Here is an 18,099-nt window from a genome sequence, read left to right as displayed (position 1 = left end):
CACACCCGTTCCCATACCGAACACGGAAGTTAAGCTCTTTAGCGCCGATGGTAGTTGGGGGCTTCCCCCTGTGAGAGTAGGACGTCGCTAGGCACAAAGTAGCCACTGAGAAATCAGTGGTTTTTTTATTTTTAAAAAATCAGTAATAACACCCAATAAATGTTAGAATTTAAATAAACAAATATAGGGGTGTATTTAAATGGCAACAGGGGTATATAGAGAAAATATTCAAATTGAAAAAGCTAAGCTACAGGAGTTTATTCAAAATAAAGCAGAATGGGCTATACTAATACCTGGTTATTTACATCATGAATTCCCAAGTGAACGAAGTATGATTTGGGTATTTCAAGGGGATTTTGGAATTATCCAAAAAGCTGTAAAGATTGAACTTAAGTGTAAGGAATCAAATCCTAATCAGGTTATATTTGATTTGGTAGGCTTATCAGATCCTTTAAATGGTGATGGATACTTTGAAGTTACACAAAACCAAGATGGTACATGTCAGTTAGAAGGTAATTTAACATTAAAGGCAAGTGGTTTCCTTGCAGGAATGATGAATCCAATTTTAGAAAAGTTTGTACCACCATTAGTAGAACAGCTAGTACAAGAGATGGCAATAAAGGCTAGTATCTAGTATTTCCGACACAATTAGCCTCGGCATAATTGTTATTAATAAAAGAAGAGTGTCATGTCATAGAAAAAGATCATTGCTTTTAGTTGCAATGATCTTTTTCTGACTTATCACCAAAAATTTGAAATGGCATTTTATTAAAACGTTAATGAGTAGAAACCGAATAAATTGGAATAACTTGACAGAATTCTTTTTTAACCTTTATATTTGAGTAAACACTCAAATATAAAATCGGTGGTGAAAAGGTTTGGTGTCAAAGAAGGATAAAATTTTGGAAGCGTCATTAGAGCTTTTTACTAAAAAGGGCTTTAACGCAACGACTACTAAAGAAATAGCAGTAAAGAGTGGAGTGGCAGAGGGGCTTATATTTTATTATTTTAAAGATAAAAATGAACTTCTAAACTATTTTATTCGTGAGTTTTCATTTATTGGCTCTCTACAAAATGAGATAAAAGAGCTTTCGAAGGTGGAGCCATATATGGCTTTAATTAAATTTGGCCAATTATATGCCAATTTTTTATCATGTAATAAAAGCTTTTTAACTTTTATTTGGTCCCCAGAAATAGTGCAGAACACAAATGTTAGTAAGGATATTGTGGATTTTATAAATACAATGGGTGAACAGGCTCGTTCATTTTTAATAAGAGCTTCTTCATGTACTGTAGAAAAAAAGACAGTAGAAACGGCAGCTTCTATGCTTCTTTCAACAATATTAACGCATGTTTTAGTTGAAGAAAGAAAAGCAGAAAAAAAACCAATTAGAAATGACGATTACATTGAGGAGATAGCGACGTTTATTTTAAAAGGAATGCAAATTTCCCATTAAGTAAGTATTTCAGAAGTCGTGGATGGGATGTGTTAAAACTTGTGCAATTTGTATAGTCGATTTAAGTGAAGGTCGAACGCACTAGGAAAGCCATGTTATTGAGAGAGGAGCTATTTTTTTGAGAAACATTTGAGTGATTACTCAATATAATTTAAAAAGGAGGAATCATTATGGAGCAATGGATAGGTATTCAAACACTTATTTGGCTATTTCCTATTATGTTTATTCTTCATGATTTTGAAGAAATCATTATGGTTGAAAAGTGGTTGAATAAGAATTCTACGATTTTGTATGAAAGATTGCCGAAAAAAATTGCTAATCGAGTTATTAAACAGTTCTCGATGTCGACAGCACAGTTTGCCGTAGCAGTAGTCGTAGTATTTATGTTTGTAAGTAGTTCCACTATTGTAGCAAATCAATATGTGAATCAAGGGCCGTTCGGAGATATCTACTTCTTCACTGTTGTTACGCTAACCTACTTTCTACATGCGTTCACTCACCTTGCACAGTCTATTTTTCTTCGTTCCATTACACCAGGTGCACTCACATCTTTGATAATCGTCATTCCATATAGTTTAATGTTGTATCGTTCGTTATTAATTAATAACGTCATAACATGGAACATTATTTTTGTTTGCTTGCCATTTTGTCTTTTATTGATTCCTATTGCATTACTAGCACATTGGATCGGGAAAAAGGTTATATGAATTTCACCTTATTTATATCCATTCAGTAAATTTTTTTCTAACGTAAGTGTTATAATTAAATAAGAATATAACGGAAATGGGTGTTTTGTTTTGCAAAAGAAAAAGCCGATTGTAGAAGGATTAGAGCGCTTTCAACAACAACAAAATATTTCCTTTCATGTACCAGGACATAAGCACGGAGAACTATCCCATCTTCCTCAGCCCTTTAAAGATGTAATGCGATATGATGTGACTGAATTATCAGGTCTTGATGACTTACATCATCCAGAGGAAATGATATTAGAAGCAGAAAACTTATTGGCAGATACATATGGGGCGATGAAAAGTTTCTTTTTAGTAGGTGGATCTACAGTTGGGAATTTAGCAATGATTTATGCCACATGTAAAAAAGGTGATACGATTATTGTTCAACGTAATGCACATAAGTCTATATTTCACGCGATTGAGCTTGTTGGGGCGAAGCCTGTATTTGTATCTCCGCTATGGGATGAACGAACATTAACGGCAACCCATGTTTCTTATAAAGATTTAAAAGAAGCAGTTGATTATTATCAAGAGGCACGTGCAGTAGTATTAACGTATCCTACTTACTATGGTATGACATCGAAAGAAATACAGCAGCAGATTGCGTATTGTCATGAGAAAGGTATTCCTGTTTTAGTGGATGAAGCACATGGAGCTCATTTTAGTGCATGTAATTTATTTCAGCCATCTGCATTGACATTTGGTGCAGATATAGTAGTACAGTCTGCGCATAAAACATTGCCAGCGATGACAATGGCATCCTTTATGCATGTTAAGTCTAACTTAGTCGAAGTCGACAAAATAAATCACTATTTACGTATGCTACAATCTAGCAGCCCATCCTACCTTTTATTGGCTTCTTTAGATGATGCACGCTATTATGTACAGACATATATGGAGAGTGACGGTGCATATATAATAGAAAAAAGGAATCAATGGATAGAGGCATTACGAGCTATTGGCTCTTTGGAAGTTATTGAGGTAGACGACCCTATCAAATTATTGTTACGTGTTAAGGGCTATACGGGTTTTCAATTACAGGAAGCATTAGAAGCAAAGCATGTATATGCAGAACTGGCAGATGCAAATCAAGTATTGCTTGTGCTGCCTTTGTTGAAACAGGGGCATAACTATCCATTTGCAGAAATACGTGTCCGTATTAAAGAGGCTATAACATTGTTATTAAGTACACCAAAGGCGGAAATCGTAATTGCTTCACAAACGGCCTATAATTTTGTGGCCATTACGGAACCGACCTATACATTTGATGAAATGAATAAGGCGGAAACAGAATGGTTACCGTATATGCGAACGATGGGACGGATTTCTGCAAGTATGATTATTCCGTATCCACCCGGTATTCCACTGCTTGTTCCAGGAGAAAAAATAACCGTGGCAAAGTTGAGTCAGTTAGAGGAGTTACTAGCTACTGGTGCAACGTTCCAAGGAAATCACCGTTTAGAAGAAAAGATGATTGAGATCATTAAATAGTTGGAGGCTATAACAGCATGAATTGCAATTTATTTATTACATTTGAAGGTCCAGAAGGTGCTGGAAAAACAACAGTCATTCAAAAAATAGCCGAGCGACTTGCAGAGGAAAAGATTGATGTATTAGCAACGAGAGAACCTGGTGGTATTGAGATTGCTGAGAAAATTAGGAGCGTAATTTTAGACCCCAAACATACAGCCATGGATGAGCGTACAGAAGCGTTATTATACGCGGCGGCGAGAAGTCAGCATTATTTTGAAAAAGTTCGACCTGCGTTGGATGCTGGAAAAATGGTTATTTGCGATCGCTTTATCGATTCCTCTTTAGCATACCAAGGATATGCACGTGGTATCGGCGTTGATGAAGTATTATCTATTAATGAGTTTGCAATCGGTAAGAAGTTACCTGATATGACAATCTTATTTGACCTTGCACCTGAGGTTGGCTTGGCACGGATTCATGCTCATGGAGAGCGAGAGGTCAATCGTTTAGATGTTGAAAGTTTAGCTTTTCATAACAAGGTTCGGGAAGGGTATTTACAGCTAGTGGAGCGTTATCCTGAGCGTATATATGTCGTCAATGCGGATCAAAATATTAATCGTGTTGTTGAAGATGTATGGTCATTAATATATGAAGCAATACAGTAAATGCATGAAGTTGTCTACCACAATGTGATATAATGGTAACAACTATAATCTTATTTTCATTCAGAAAATGTTCTCTGCGCGACAGTAGCGAATGTTTTGAGATGAATGAAGAAGTAGTTTTGTTTTAGTAGTTGTTCCGAACACCTACTGAAACAGAGGAACTCTAACGTATGTCACGGAAAAGGTAACTAAAATCTATTTAGATGAATTTTATCGAAGGGGTGAGTGCGAATGAAGTTAGTCGTAGCTGTAGTGCAAGATCAGGATAGCAGCCGCTTATCGAATGCTTTAACGAAAAATCAGTTTCGCGCAACTAAATTAGCGAGCACTGGAGGATTTTTACGCTCTGGAAATACGACGTTTCTTATTGGAACGGAAGACTCTCTCATACCCAAAGTTTTAGATATTATTCGTGATAATTGTCGTGCACGAGAACAAATGGTTGCACCTGTTTCGCCATTAGGCGGGAATACAGATTCCTATATACCTTATCCTGTGGAGGTAGAGGTAGGTGGAGCGACAGTTTTTGTATTACCAATTGAACAGTTCCATCATTTTTAAATCATTGCCAACGTTAAATGAGAAAAAACACATTATAATTTAGCTTTTGTGTATTTGGTAAAGAAAGCAAGTGGGGGCGAAACAGCTTGAAGATCAATCAAGATATACGTGTCGGGTTAAATACTAATCGTAAAGAACCACTGCATAACAATAATCAAAATAACCGATTTGGAGATATGGTCGTCAAGCAAGGCACCAAATTGCAAACTGAACAGCTTACGCGATTGCTAGGGGATATTTCTACAGCAGGTGATCGTGTTGCAAGATCGCGTAATTTACGAGAGCTTGCTCGTTTTAAAATGCTTGTTAAACGATTCCTACAAGAAACAGTAGAACATGGTATGGATTTAAAACAATCGCATTCATGGAATCGTTTTGGTGAAGGAAGACGCTTAAAAATTATTGAAACTATTGATACGCGTCTTGTGGAGCTTGCTCAAGATATTTTAGATGAAGAAAAGGAAGCAATTGATCTTCTCGATAAAATCGGTGAGATAAAAGGCTTATTAATTAATTTGTATATGTAAAACCCGTGTCTCGTTCTCTTGTAGGCGCGGGCTTTTTTCGAACTGAATGGTATGAACTCAATTCACGATGAAACTAATCTATCTGCTCTAAAACTGTAGATATTTCTGTACTGAAAAAGGCAATAGGAAACAATTATGCTATGAGTGTAATTGATATAGGAAGGAATTTAAATATATGGCCAAGAATGTTGAAGAGCTATTCGCACTGCAACCAGTCGTAATGAAGCAGCTTCAAACGATTTTTGACAAACATAGATTAGCACATGCATACATTTTTGATGGTGAAAAAGGGACAGGCAAAGTAGATATTATGCAGTTTTTTGTAAAATTAATGCTTTGTGAGCAACCAATGCAAAATGTTCCATGTGAAACATGTCGAAATTGCAGACGTGTTGATTCGGGTAATCATCCGAATATTCATCAAATTTATCCAGAGGGTCAATTTATAAAAATTGATCAAATACGTGAATTAATTGCAGAAATGAAGATGATGGGTGTTGAAGAGGGACGGAAGATTTATGTACTTCATCATGCAGACCGTCTCAATATTGCATCTGCAAACATGATTCTTAAATTTTTAGAGGAACCTGATGGTGAGGTAACTGCGATTTTATTAACGGAGCAAATGCAGTCAATTTTACCAACGATTCGCTCTCGCTGTCAGCATATTAAATTTCAAAAAATGCCTCGACATTTATTGTTAAAGCATTTACAAGATAATAATATTTCTTACTCGATGGCTTCTACAGTGAGCATGATGACGAACGAGCTCGAAACAGCTATGATTTTAGCAGATGATGAGCAGTTTGCACATGCTCGAAAAACAGTGTTAAAATTAGTAGAGGCAATTCGCCAGAACGTACATGAAGCAATGCTTGTTGTACATGAAGAATGGTTGCCACTATTTAAAGAAAAAGGCGAGATGGAGCAGGCATTAGATTTACTACTATTTGCTTACCGTGATATAGTGTCAATAAAAGCTAATCCCGAATCAGCTTGTACTTACCCAGACATGTTACAGACATTTAAAGAAGCGGCGTTACATTCGACTTATGAACGTCTATCTAGTCAAATGGAGTCTATTTTACAGGCACGTTCATCTTTACAGCGTAACATGAATAGGACGTTAATGATGGAGCAGTTAATGCTAAATCTGCAGGAGGGGTATACATTTGTATAATGTAGTTGGAGTCCGCTTTAAAAAAGCGGGTAAAATATATTATTTTGATCCAGCATCATATCTACTAGAGGAAAGTCAATATGTTATTGTAGAGACAGCTCGCGGTGTAGAATATGGTAAAGTAGTTGTCCCTCAAAAGGTTGTTGAGGATAATGATGTTGTTTTACCACTTAAACAAGTTCTACGACCAGCGGATGAACGTGATCGTATTCAAGTAGAGGAAAATGCTGCCGAATCAAAGCGCGCATTTGAACTAGCAAGTACAAAAATCATTGAGCATAATTTAGAAATGAAGCTCGTTGATGTTGAATATACATTTGATCGTAATAAGATCATCTTTTATTTTACGGCTGAAGGACGCGTTGATTTTCGAGATCTTGTAAAAGATCTAGCTTCCGTTTTTAGAACACGTATCGAACTTCGTCAAATTGGTGTACGTGATGAGGCGAAGTTGTTAGGTGGTATTGGTCCATGTGGCCGGATGCTTTGCTGCTCAACATTTTTAGGAGATTTTGAGCCGGTTTCTATTAAAATGGCTAAAGATCAAAACCTATCTTTAAATCCATCTAAAATTTCAGGTCTTTGCGGTCGTTTAATGTGCTGCTTGAAATATGAAAATGATGAATATGAGGAAGCGAAAGAGGGCATGCCAGACATCGGTGAATTGACGATGACACCAGATGGACGAGGTAAAGTTGTAGGTTTAAATGTACTGGAAAGACTCATTCAAGTATATTTACATGAGCAGGAGCGTACAGTCGAGTATACATTAGAAGAACTGCTAGCATGCGAAAAAAATCTTATATAAGATAGAGAACTGAACGAGGTGGCTTGGGTGAAGGACCGTAATTTCTTAGATACCGTTATGGAGTTCGAACAACAGCTCGAAGCAATGCAGGAGCAATTTGGTGCATTGAAACAATTTGTAGCGTTAATGATGGAGGAGCATAAGACACTCGAAACAGAAAATCATCACCTTCGTACACGTCTAGAAGAATTACTTTCTAATGAAAACTCTGAACAGACTATTGATGAGAAGAAAGAGAATCCGTTAGATATAGGCGAGGGTTATGATAACCTAGCACGTTTGTACCATGAAGGCTTCCATGTTTGTCATGTTCATTTCGGAAGTTCACGTAAAGGTGAAGACTGTCTGTTTTGTCTATCATTTTTAAATAAACAAAATGTGTAATAGAAGGCTGATTCCCACTATGGTGGTGTCAGTCTTTTGTTTTGTATAGTAGGAGGAAGAAACATGGAAGAATGGTTGAAAGATGATGAACGGTTAGATTATTTATTAGCTGAGGATTTACGTATTATTCAAAGCCCCTCTGTATTTTCGTTTTCATTGGACGCAGTGCTACTTTCGAAATTTGTCAATGTCCCACACCATAAAGGAAAAATTGTTGATTTATGCTCAGGTAATGGTGTAATCCCACTTTTTCTAAGTGCTAGAACAAAGGGACATATTACAGGAGTAGAAATTCAACCACGCTTATTTGATATGGCTGATCGAAGTATCCGTTATAATAAGTTGGAAGAGCAAATTCATATGGTCCTTGGTGATGTGAAGGAAATTCCTAAGGAGCTTGGTATTGAAAAGTATGACGTTGTAACATGTAATCCACCATATTTTTTAGCACATGAAGCTAGTGATAAAAATTTAAGTGAGCATTATGCTATTGCCCGTCATGAACTATATTTAACGTTAGAGGAATCAATACAATCAGCAAGTAAATTATTAAAACAGGGCGGAAAGGCCGCTTTTGTTCATCGTCCTGGTCGGTTGTTAGATATTGTTACGGCAATGCGAGCGAATCGTATAGAGCCTAAACGTATGCAACTTATTTACCCGAAAGAGGGTAAGGAGGCCAATACACTATTAATAGAAGGAATTAAGGACGGTAAACCGGATCTGAAAATATTACCACCCCTGTATGTGTATAATGCGGATAATGAATATACAGCAGAAGTGAGAGAAATTCTTTATGGAAAAGAACAGTAACCATTATTTTTATGTGTTAGAATGTGCCGACCAATCCTTTTACGCTGGTTACACGAATAATGTAGATAGACGTGTCGCTGTACATAATGCTGGTAAGGGAGCAAAATATACGAGAGCACGAGGACCAGTGGAATGTATTTATGTAGAGGAATTCGATACGAAACAAGAGGCGATGCGTGCAGAATATGCTTTTAAACAGCTAACACGAGCGCAAAAAATGAAATATATAGGGAGGGATGCGTTATGAAATCTCAAAAAAGTACAATGCACGATCACACAGGTTGTTTATATTTAGTTGGAACACCTATTGGTAACCTAGAGGATATGAGTGTGCGTGCGCTACGCATTTTAAAGGAAGCAGATATTATTGCTGCTGAGGATACACGTAATACCAAAAAGCTTTGCAACTACTTTGATATAGCAACACCCCTGATCAGCTATCATGAACATAATATAGAGGTGGGGGGAGAGAAGCTATTAGCATTCTTACGTGAAGGAAAAACAGTTGCATTAGTTAGTGATGCTGGTCTACCGTGTATTTCCGATCCTGGTGCAGATATAGTCGAAAAAGCAATTGAGCAAGACTTTCCAGTTGTGCCGGTGCCAGGTCCCAATGCTGCAATATCAGCATTAATCGCCTCTGGATTGACACCGCAGCCATTTTTCTTTTATGGATTTTTAAATCGAGGAAAAAAGGAACGTCGACAGCAATTAGAGCAACTAAAAAAACGTCAAGAAACCATATTGTTTTACGAGGCTCCTCACCGTTTAAAGGAAACCTTGAAAGATATGGAATTTATTCTTGGTAATCGTCGAATTGTATTAGCTCGCGAGTTAACTAAGAAATTCGAAGAGTTTTTACGTGGTACGTTGGCTGAAGCAGTGGAATGGTCACAAACAGAGGAGATTCGAGGAGAATTTTGTATTGTCCTTGAAGGAAACGAAAATACTGAGGAAGAAAATGATGAACAAGCCTATTGGATGACAATGTCTATTGTTGAACATGTTGATTATATTATTGATCAAACTGGTGTTACATCAAAAGAAGCTATAAAAGAAGTAGCCAAACTACGTCAAGTAGCTAAGCGAGAAATCTATAATGAATACCATAGTTAATGTAAAGAAAGAGGTCGCCTTAATATAGGCACCTCTTTTTTGTATATCTAAATAGGTAATTATAAAAATAGCTCATCACCAAAACGTATGGTCGATTTCCGTTCCGGCTGGGCGCTTTGTTGCTGTCGCTACGCTTTCGCACAGATAAAACAGTTGTTGTTGGTTACGAAGGCGTTATCACAGGATGTGATGGTTTTAGCCTTCGTTCCTCTATAGCTGATCCCCAAGAAGTCACCCAACCTCCACGTCAATCAATTTAAATACATGGTATACGTTTTAACAAATATCATGTCAAACCTTTAGTGATGAGCATATAAACTATTTAATTGATAATAATTGTAAAAAATAGTACTCTTAACTATGAAAGGTCTGACATGGACATTATAAGGGACTTAAAAATTGGTTATATTATAGTTATCTTCTATTGAATAATAACGCCTCTGGACGCAATTACGCTAAGGAGAAATTGATAAAAAATAAAACACCCAAATCACTGTGCTTGATTTAGGTGTGTATCAAATTATTTTTTTAAGTTAGATTGGATTTCATTCACTAACATTTCTGCGCCTTCTGGGCTTAAAATTAATTTGCCGCCAACTAGACGGAAGTTATCATCAGAAACTTCACCAGTTACTGCACATGTCATATTAGGCATATATTTTTTTAAGATGATTTTGTCGTCATCCACATAGATTTCTAAAGCGTCTTTTTCTGCAATACCTAATGTACGGCGTAATTCGATTGGAATTACTACACGACCTAATTCATCGACTTTACGAACGATTCCTGTTGATTTCATAATTATATTTCCTCCTAATGTTAAAAGTTATATTGGTATTTCGTCAAATTTCGACATAATTCCTTGTCTGATAGTTATCATACCAAGTAATGCCATAAACGTCAATTAATTAATACACTAATATTATTGTTTCGAAAAATTTTTTTGAGAAGAAAACAGATATTTTGGTTTTTTTAAAAGGTTTTTATTATATATTTTAATTTATAGTAAAAAAGCTTCTTATTTAAGACATTAAATGGATTAATTATATTATTCGACATTTTTCGCGCATAAGTAACTTTCAACCAATTATGCTTGGCATAATTGCGTCCGAAATCGGCTAACATCCTATATTTTGCTCCTTTCTGATTACGTGACACTCGCTGAAAGAAGTTGAAACGAATTTAGTACTTAGTTAGAATAGATAGTATACTGTGAAACAATGGAGGCAGTTCTAGTGAGCGAACAAAATAAAACATTCTATATAACAACCCCTATTTATTACCCAAGTGGGAAATTCCATATTGGTACAGCGTATACAACTGTAGCATCAGATACAATTGCACGTTATAAACGTTTACTCGGATATGATGTACGTTTTTTAACTGGAATGGATGAGCATGGGCAAAAAATTCAAGAAAAAGCTGCTGAAGCGGGCAAGCATCCTCAAGAATACGTAAATGAAATTGCAGATGCTGCGAAAAAGCTTTGGGCATTAATGGACATTTCATATGATGACTTTATTCAAACAACGCAAGAGCGTCATACGAAAACAGTCGAAAAGATTTTCCAAAAGTTTTTAGATAATGGTGATATTTATAAAGGTGAGTATGAAGGTTGGTACTGTACACCATGTGAATCATTTTTTACTGAGACACAATTAGTAGACGGTAACTGTCCAGACTGTGGTCGTTCGGTACACAAAGTTAAAGAGGAATCTTACTTCTTTAATATGAAGAAATACGCTGATCGTCTTTTAGCTTATTATGAAGAAAACCTTGATTTCATTGAGCCTGAATCTCGAAAAAATGAAATGATTAATAACTTTATTAAACCAGGGCTAGAAGATTTATCTGTTTCAAGAACATCATTTGATTGGGGCATTAAAGTTCCAGGAGATCCTAAACATGTAATTTATGTATGGGTAGATGCTTTAACTAACTATATAACATCATTAGGTTATCTATCAGAGGATGAAACATTATTCAATAAATATTGGCCGGCAAATGTACATGTAGTTGGTAAAGATATCGTTCGATTCCATACTATTTATTGGCCAATTTTCTTAATGGCACTAGATTTACCACTTCCTAAAAAAGTGTTTGCTCATGGATTTATCATGATGAAAGACGGTAAGATGTCTAAATCAAAAGGCAATGTTATTTATCCTGAAATGTTAATAGAGCGTTATGGTTTAGATGCAACACGATATTTCCTATTACGTGAGTTACCATTCGGCTCTGATGGTGTATTTTCGCCAGAATCTTTTGTTGAACGTACAAACTTCGACTTAGCAAACGATTTAGGAAATTTATTGAATCGTACTATTTCAATGATTAATAAATATTTCGATGGCATTATTCCAACTGAAAATCTCCAATCGACAGAGTTTGACGCAGCTTTAAAAGAGCAGGCTGAATCAGTTCGTATTAAATATGAAGAAAGTATGGAAAAAATGCAATTTAGTGTCGTATTAGCCGACTTATGGACCCTAGTTTCAAGAACAAATAAATATATAGATGAAACTCAACCATGGGTGCTAGCTAAAGCGGAAACTGATAAGCCAAAATTAGGAGCTGTTATGCGAAATTTGGCGGAAAGTTTACACCAAATTGCTGTCATGTTACAACCATTTATGACATCTACGCCTAAGCGAATTATTGAACAATTAGGGTTGGATGACAAATTCTTAGCATGGGAAACAATTGAAACATTCGGCAATACTATTCCAGCAAACATTAAAGTGGTAGAAAAAGGGATTCCGATTTTCCCTCGTCTAGAAAATGAAGTTGAAATTACGTATATTCGTGAGGAAATGCGTGGTTCAGTGAAAACTCCACAAGAAGAAGAATCAAAAGGTGAGCAAAAAGCTATGGATATTCCAGAAATTCCAGAAATTACAATTGATGATTTTATGAAAGTGGATTTACGTGTAGCCACTGTAACAGCGTGTGAAACGATTCCGAAAGCAGACAAATTATTAAAGCTTCAAGTGGATCTTGGATATGAGCAACGACAAGTAGTTTCAGGTATTGCAAAGTTCTATTCTCCAGATGAATTAATTGGTCAAAAAGTGATTGTAGTCGCTAACTTAAAGCCAGTTAAATTACGAGGTGAATTATCGCAAGGAATGATTCTAGCTGGTGAAAAAGATGGAATTTTAAAATTAGCATCGGTGGATTCAAAACTAGAGAATGGCGCAAAAGTAAAGTAAACAATTTTAGGAAAGCCTGCTGAATAAAAAAAGTTCAGCAGGCTTTTAAAATCCATTTGAAAACGAGTGATTTATTATCTTGAAATAATTTATTTGCGGTAAAAACTAGATGTTTTTAGGTAAATAGTAACAAATGAAGGGTCTTTGGTTATGCGTAATGTTATAATACAAAATTGTTTGTAATAAATTTGTAACAGTTATGTAAAATACGAAATAATAATTTTTAATAAAATCTATGTTAGGAGAATGACGATGTTTATTGATACACATGTACACTTAAACGCAGATCAGTATGAAGAGGATTTACAAGAGGTTATAGATAGAGCTCTTGAGGCCAAGGTAGAAACGATGGTTGTTGTTGGTTTCGATCGCAAAACCATTGAAAAAACAATGCAACTAGTTGAGCAATATGATTTTGTTTATGGTGTTATAGGCTGGCACCCGGTTGACGCCATTGATTGTAGACAAGAGGATTTAGATTGGATTGAGGAATTAGCAGCACATCCAAAGATAGTGGGTATTGGTGAAACTGGGTTGGACTACTATTGGGATAAATCACCAAAAGATGTTCAACAAGCACTTTTCCGCAAGCAGATTCATTTAGCACAAAAGTTGAATTTACCAATCATTATTCATAACAGAGATGCAACTAGGGATGTTGTTCAAATTTTACGAGAAGAAAATGCAGCTTCCGTGGGAGGCGTTATGCATTGCTTTAGTGGCAGCGTGGAAACCGCACATGAATGTATTGCTATGAATTTTATGATTAGTCTTGGTGGACCGGTGACATTTAAAAACGCGCGAATGCCGAAAGAAGTGGCAACAGAAATACCAGTAGAGCATTTGATGATCGAAACAGATGCACCGTATTTAGCGCCCCATCCATATCGAGGAAAACGTAATGAACCAGCTTTCGTACCGTTAGTTGCAGAAGAAATTGCACGTTTAAAAGGTTTAACGATTGAGGAAATTGCACAGGTAACGACAACCAATGCGAAAAAATTTTTTAAGATTGACAATTAACTAGCTGAGACGCCTCCAATACTAGGTTTGTGGTTGGCTAAAAAGGCGATGTCAATTTTCTTAGAAATACATTCGGGTTGACAGTGCCAAATCTAGTACGTATAATCCAACCTTGTATATTAAGGAGGCGTTTTTTCATGTCAAATAATTCCATGAAAAACTTGTTCTTAGGATCATTGAGGAGTAAGCAAACAGTAATAAGCGTTATTTCACTTATTCTGTTTGTATCTGTAATTTCATTCGTACTTTATCAAGGTACTAAAAAAACTGTAACGCTTGATGCGAACGGTGAAGCAATCGAAGTAACAACACATGCCAAAACTGTAGAACAATTATTACAAGGTCAAAATATAGACGTAGCAGAGCATGACAAAATATCACCCTCTCTGAACACCAAAATTGTTAATGGTTTAGCAATTTCATGGGAACAGGCAAAAGAAGTAACTATTTCAGTTGATGGAAATCAGTCAAAAGTTTGGACAACTGAAACACAAGTGAAAGACATTTTGAAAGAAGCGAATATTGAAGTATCAGAGCATGATTCTTTAAAACAAGGCATAGATACAGAAATAGGAGCAGACAACAAGATCGATATTCAAAAAGCGTTTCAAGTATCGCTTGTCGATGGAGTAAACAAAAGACAAGTATGGTCCACTTCGACTACGGTCGCTAACTTTTTAAAACAACAAGGAATTCAGCTAAATGAATTCGATCGTGTCGAGAATAACCTGAAGGACGTAATCACTCCACAGAGTAAAATCACAGTAGTTCGCGTAGAAAAGGTTATCGATGTAGTGGAAGACTCTTTAGATTTCGCAATTGAAAAGAAGCAAGATGCTTCATTGCAAAAGGGAAAACAAAAAATTGTAACAGCAGGCCAAAAAGGTTTAATGACTAAAACGTATGAAATCGTAAAAGAGAACGGCCAAGTTGTAGCTAAAAATCTACAATCTAAAAATGTTGTAAAAGAACCGCAGAAGCAAGTAGTTGCAGTAGGCACTAAAACTGTAGTAGCTACTGTTGCTAGTGCATCGACTGCACCGACAGTTTCACGTGGGTCAACAGAGCCAGCTAGCGGTAGAGAATTTTATGTAACGGCAACTGCCTATACGCCGTATTGTAATGGCTGCTCGGGGACATCTGCCACTGGCATTGATTTACGATCAAACTCTGGTTTGAAAGTAATTGCAGTAGACCCTTCTGTTATTAAGCTTGGCTCAAAAGTTTGGGTCGAAGGCTATGGAACAGCTATAGCAGGGGATACTGGTGGTGCAATTAAGGGTAATAAGATCGACATACTTGTACAAACGGAATCTCAAGCAAGTTCTTGGGGAGTTAGGAAAGTTCGTATAAAAGTATTAAATTAAAAAAATTGTAAAATTAATCAAAAATGTTTTTTCACTTACTGGCTTTCCCGTTTTGACTGGCGGGGGAGCTTTTTTTATCTTTTTTCAGTATTTGTACTGGAGGATAAATATAGTCCTATCTACAGAAATTAAGCTGTAACATCAACTGCCCGGTTTACTTGAAAGAGAGAGTACAAGCAATAGCATAAGGTAAGTAGCCGTGTATTTCTGTACAATCATACAGTGCAGTTGTAAAATGGTCTGAAGATAAGGTAGAAAAGAGGGGCCTTTTTGCAAATAAAAGAAATCATCGTTGTTGAAGGGAAAGATGATACAACGGCTATTAAGCGAGCTGTGCAAGCAGATACAATAGAAACTAATGGGTCGGCTATTTCAGAGGAAACACTAAAGAGAATTCAGCATGCACAGGATAAAAGAGGTGTTATTGTTTTTACTGACCCAGACTATCCAGGACGTCGAATTCGTGCCATTATCGAGGAGCGTGTAAAAGGTGTAAAACACGCTTTTTTACCAAAAGCTAAAACAATTGCGAAAAACGGTAAAGGACTAGGCATAGAGCATGCAGCAGATGAAGATATACGCGAGGCACTACGGCATGTCTATACTCCTAATGATGTTGAGCCAACCAATGATGACATTACGCTCGAAGATTTAATGACTGCACGTTTAATTGGCCACCCACAGGCGAAAGCTCGTCGTGATCGTCTTGGAGAAATTTTGAATATTGGTACAACAAACGGTAAACAACTTCATAAAAGATTAAAAATGTTTCAAATCACAGAAAAGCAATTTGGTGCGGCAATCGCACAGGTAGATCAGGAGGAAAATGATGCATAAGGATATTGCAACACCAATTAGAACACAAGAAATCTTAAAAAAATATGGGTTTTCATTCAAAAAAAGCTTAGGTCAAAATTTTTTAGTAGATCCGAACATTTTACGAAATATTGTTAGTCACGCAAATTTAACTGAAAATAGTGGTGCAATCGAAGTTGGTCCTGGTATTGGAGCATTAACAGAGCATTTAGCAAGAAGTGCAAAAAAGGTTGTATCTTTTGAAATTGATCAGCGACTATTACCTGTATTAGAAGACACACTTAGTCCATATAATAATGTTGCAATTGTACATTCAGACATTTTAAAGGCGGATGTTGCTAAAGTAATTCAGGAAGAGATGCCGGGTATTGAGGATATTATGGTTGTAGCAAATTTACCTTATTATGTGACGACTCCGATTTTAATGAAATTACTTAATGATCGTTTGCCAATTCGCGGATTTGTTGTCATGATGCAAAAAGAGGTAGCAGACCGTATTACGGCTAAACCTGGAACGAAAGAGTACGGCTCTTTATCAATTGCGATTCAATATTATGTGAAGGCTGATATTGCCATGACAGTGCCGAAAACTGTTTTTATGCCCCAGCCAAATGTTGATTCTGCAGTGATTCGTCTTATTAAACATGATGAACCTCCAGTAAAAGTAATTGATGAGGACTTTTTATTTGTTGTTACTCGTGCGTCGTTTGTACAAAGACGAAAAACAATCTTCAATAATTTACAATCGGGTTTACCAAATGGTAAGGCACACAAAGAAAAAATAATGGATGCTTTACAAGCGGTAAATATTGAACCAACACGTCGAGGAGAGACGTTAACTATTCAAGAGTTTGGAAAATTAGCCGATGTACTATATCCTACGTTTGCAAAGTAAAAAATTTTTGTTAACTTTTTTGAGTATACGTAAAAAAACATGATGTTTTTATGAAAAATAAGTTGACAACATTTATAATCTGCTGATAAAATATTATATTTTGTTGACATTTTTGGGCGAATCGCTTATACTAATAAATAGTGAGGTGTAAGCGAAAATGCCAAAAACTTTAGCGGACATTAAAAAGTCGTTGGATTGTCATTTGGGTAAACGTTTGCAGTTAAGAGCAAACGGAGGTCGCAAGAAAACGATCGAGTGTGCAGGGGTATTGCGTGAGACATATCGCGCTATCTTTGTGGTTGAGCTTGATCAAGAAGACAATACGTGCAAGCGCGTATCGTATAGTTACACAGATATTTTAACTGAAGCAGTAGAGATTACATTTTTAGACGAAGCAAAGGCTGCTGTCGCAAAATAGTTTCTAGTACTTATTTCTATATTTTGAAACACTCATGTATGTAAAAAACTACATGAGTGTTTTGCGTTTTCTGGGACATACTAAATTCGTCAGTTGTAAAAGGAGGAGTTTATTATGCCTAGAAAAGGTATCATGTCACCTCGTTTAAAAGAAGAGATCGCTAAAGAGCTTGGATTTTATGATGTTGTGCAACGAGAAGGCTGGGGCGGCATTAAAGCTCGAGATGCCGGTAATATGGTCAAACGTGCCATCGAAATGGCTGAAAGGGCAAGTAATGAGCAAGAAAATAATAAGTAGCCTGAACTAGACTGCTTATTAGAAGTCTCTCATCTCTATAGTGGTGAGAGGAGTCGCTTTTCAGCGGGTGTCCAGGCATATTTGAAAGTGCCTGAGGTCCAACACCGTGTTTCTCCGGCAGACGCAATTATGCCGAGGCTTAATTGATCTTCAGCAGGGACGAAAGCTTCCTGTAGACACAACAACACAACTGACGAGAGAGAACCGTTACACCATTTAGGGGTATACGGTTCTTTTTTTCCATTTTCGCTTTCCCATTATGGTAAAATAAAATGAATTAAAAGATGAACAACAGATTTATCTTCATTCAGAAAATCTTTAATATAGCGAAAGTGAACGCCAGCTGCTGATGTTTT

21 protein-coding genes and 1 rRNA gene are annotated in these 18,099 nt (G+C 36.4%); 21 read left to right on the top strand and 1 reads right to left on the bottom strand.

The features are described 5' to 3' along the window. From rrf to rsmI, 14 genes are all read left to right on the top strand, one after another. Nucleotides 1-93: ribosomal RNA gene (gene rrf / locus ACFTQ7_RS21250) — 5S ribosomal RNA — on the top strand; the annotation flags it as partial. Between the two features lie 106 nt (nucleotides 94-199). Then, complete coding sequence (locus ACFTQ7_RS21245; protein ID WP_386830881.1) at nucleotides 200-634, top strand: SRPBCC family protein; 435 nt, start codon at nucleotides 200-202, stop codon at nucleotides 632-634. 268 nt (nucleotides 635-902) lie between these two features. Beyond that, nucleotides 903-1,457, top strand: coding sequence for a TetR/AcrR family transcriptional regulator (locus ACFTQ7_RS21240; protein WP_386830879.1), 555 nt, complete (start codon nucleotides 903-905; stop codon nucleotides 1,455-1,457). Nucleotides 1,458-1,627: 170 nt separating this feature from the next. Further along, on the top strand, nucleotides 1,628-2,164 hold the full coding sequence (locus ACFTQ7_RS21235) for an HXXEE domain-containing protein (RefSeq protein WP_386830877.1): 537 nt from the start codon (nucleotides 1,628-1,630) through the stop codon (nucleotides 2,162-2,164). Between the two features lie 90 nt (nucleotides 2,165-2,254). After that, the gene (locus ACFTQ7_RS21230; protein ID WP_386830875.1) at nucleotides 2,255-3,679 is read left to right on the top strand and encodes an aminotransferase class I/II-fold pyridoxal phosphate-dependent enzyme; all 1,425 of its coding nucleotides are present in this window, start codon (nucleotides 2,255-2,257) and stop codon (nucleotides 3,677-3,679) included. A 17-nt stretch (nucleotides 3,680-3,696) separates the two neighbouring features. Next, on the top strand, nucleotides 3,697-4,326 hold the full coding sequence (tmk, locus tag ACFTQ7_RS21225) for a dTMP kinase (RefSeq protein WP_386830873.1): 630 nt from the start codon (nucleotides 3,697-3,699) through the stop codon (nucleotides 4,324-4,326). Between the two features lie 231 nt (nucleotides 4,327-4,557). Further along, nucleotides 4,558-4,887 (top strand): cyclic-di-AMP receptor, encoded by a 330-nt coding sequence (locus ACFTQ7_RS21220; protein WP_049667342.1) that lies wholly within the window; start codon nucleotides 4,558-4,560, stop codon nucleotides 4,885-4,887. Nucleotides 4,888-4,973: 86 nt separating this feature from the next. Beyond that, nucleotides 4,974-5,414 carry a YaaR family protein gene (locus ACFTQ7_RS21215; protein WP_079563665.1) on the top strand — a complete coding sequence of 147 codons (441 nt, stop codon included), beginning with the start codon at nucleotides 4,974-4,976 and terminating at the stop codon, nucleotides 5,412-5,414. A 175-nt stretch (nucleotides 5,415-5,589) separates the two neighbouring features. Continuing rightward, complete coding sequence (holB, locus tag ACFTQ7_RS21210; RefSeq protein ID WP_386830870.1) at nucleotides 5,590-6,594, top strand: DNA polymerase III subunit delta'; 1,005 nt, start codon at nucleotides 5,590-5,592, stop codon at nucleotides 6,592-6,594. After that, entirely contained in the window at nucleotides 6,587-7,402 is an 816-nt protein-coding gene (locus tag ACFTQ7_RS21205) for a PSP1 domain-containing protein (RefSeq protein ID WP_386830868.1), read from the top strand. Before holB ends, ACFTQ7_RS21205 begins: the two co-directional genes overlap by 8 nt. A 27-nt stretch (nucleotides 7,403-7,429) precedes the next feature. Continuing rightward, nucleotides 7,430-7,786 carry a DNA replication initiation control protein YabA gene (gene yabA / locus ACFTQ7_RS21200; protein WP_349661756.1) on the top strand — a complete coding sequence of 119 codons (357 nt, stop codon included), beginning with the start codon at nucleotides 7,430-7,432 and terminating at the stop codon, nucleotides 7,784-7,786. 63 nt (nucleotides 7,787-7,849) lie between these two features. Beyond that, on the top strand, nucleotides 7,850-8,599 hold the full coding sequence (locus ACFTQ7_RS21195) for a tRNA1(Val) (adenine(37)-N6)-methyltransferase (RefSeq protein WP_386830866.1): 750 nt from the start codon (nucleotides 7,850-7,852) through the stop codon (nucleotides 8,597-8,599). Then, nucleotides 8,583-8,846, top strand: a complete 264-nt coding sequence (locus ACFTQ7_RS21190; protein WP_386830864.1) for a GIY-YIG nuclease family protein — start codon at nucleotides 8,583-8,585, stop codon at nucleotides 8,844-8,846. The genes ACFTQ7_RS21195 and ACFTQ7_RS21190 overlap by 17 nt, the downstream gene beginning before the upstream one ends. Further along, a complete protein-coding gene (rsmI, locus tag ACFTQ7_RS21185; RefSeq protein ID WP_386830862.1) occupies nucleotides 8,843-9,715 on the top strand; it encodes a 16S rRNA (cytidine(1402)-2'-O)-methyltransferase in 873 nt (290 codons plus the stop codon). The genes ACFTQ7_RS21190 and rsmI overlap by 4 nt, the downstream gene beginning before the upstream one ends. A 520-nt stretch (nucleotides 9,716-10,235) precedes the next feature. Here rsmI and ACFTQ7_RS21180 read toward each other — a convergent pair. Beyond that, a complete protein-coding gene (locus ACFTQ7_RS21180; protein WP_079563673.1) occupies nucleotides 10,236-10,514 on the bottom strand; it encodes a transition state genes transcriptional regulator AbrB in 279 nt (92 codons plus the stop codon). 436 nt (nucleotides 10,515-10,950) lie between these two features. On the opposite strand from ACFTQ7_RS21180, the gene metG reads away from it, so the two are divergent. The 7 genes from metG (at nucleotide 10,951) to ACFTQ7_RS21145 (ending at nucleotide 17,743) form a co-directional block, all read left to right on the top strand. After that, on the top strand, nucleotides 10,951-12,927 hold the full coding sequence (metG, locus tag ACFTQ7_RS21175; RefSeq protein ID WP_386830859.1) for a methionine--tRNA ligase: 1,977 nt from the start codon (nucleotides 10,951-10,953) through the stop codon (nucleotides 12,925-12,927). Between the two features lie 252 nt (nucleotides 12,928-13,179). Continuing rightward, on the top strand, nucleotides 13,180-13,950 hold the full coding sequence (locus tag ACFTQ7_RS21170; RefSeq protein ID WP_349661761.1) for a TatD family hydrolase: 771 nt from the start codon (nucleotides 13,180-13,182) through the stop codon (nucleotides 13,948-13,950). A gap of 137 nt (nucleotides 13,951-14,087) precedes the next feature. After that, a complete protein-coding gene (locus tag ACFTQ7_RS21165; protein WP_386830857.1) occupies nucleotides 14,088-15,317 on the top strand; it encodes a resuscitation-promoting factor in 1,230 nt (409 codons plus the stop codon). A 270-nt stretch (nucleotides 15,318-15,587) separates the two neighbouring features. After that, entirely contained in the window at nucleotides 15,588-16,154 is a 567-nt protein-coding gene (gene rnmV, locus ACFTQ7_RS21160; protein WP_386830855.1) for a ribonuclease M5, read from the top strand. Further along, on the top strand, nucleotides 16,147-17,028 hold the full coding sequence (gene rsmA / locus ACFTQ7_RS21155; RefSeq protein WP_386830853.1) for a 16S rRNA (adenine(1518)-N(6)/adenine(1519)-N(6))-dimethyltransferase RsmA: 882 nt from the start codon (nucleotides 16,147-16,149) through the stop codon (nucleotides 17,026-17,028). The genes rnmV and rsmA overlap by 8 nt, the downstream gene beginning before the upstream one ends. 157 nt (nucleotides 17,029-17,185) lie before the next feature. Continuing rightward, on the top strand, nucleotides 17,186-17,446 hold the full coding sequence (veg, locus tag ACFTQ7_RS21150; RefSeq protein WP_386830851.1) for a biofilm formation stimulator Veg: 261 nt from the start codon (nucleotides 17,186-17,188) through the stop codon (nucleotides 17,444-17,446). Between the two features lie 114 nt (nucleotides 17,447-17,560). After that, nucleotides 17,561-17,743 carry a small, acid-soluble spore protein, alpha/beta type gene (locus ACFTQ7_RS21145; RefSeq protein ID WP_206700644.1) on the top strand — a complete coding sequence of 61 codons (183 nt, stop codon included), beginning with the start codon at nucleotides 17,561-17,563 and terminating at the stop codon, nucleotides 17,741-17,743. Nucleotides 17,744-18,099: the final 356 nt, after the last annotated feature.

The organism is Lysinibacillus sp. NPDC056959, from assembly GCF_042674095.1.
GTDB lineage: Bacteria > Bacillota > Bacilli > Bacillales_A > Planococcaceae > Lysinibacillus > Lysinibacillus zambalensis.
Note: the sequence above shows the minus strand (reverse complement) of the source record. Positions and strands in the feature narration are given on the sequence as shown.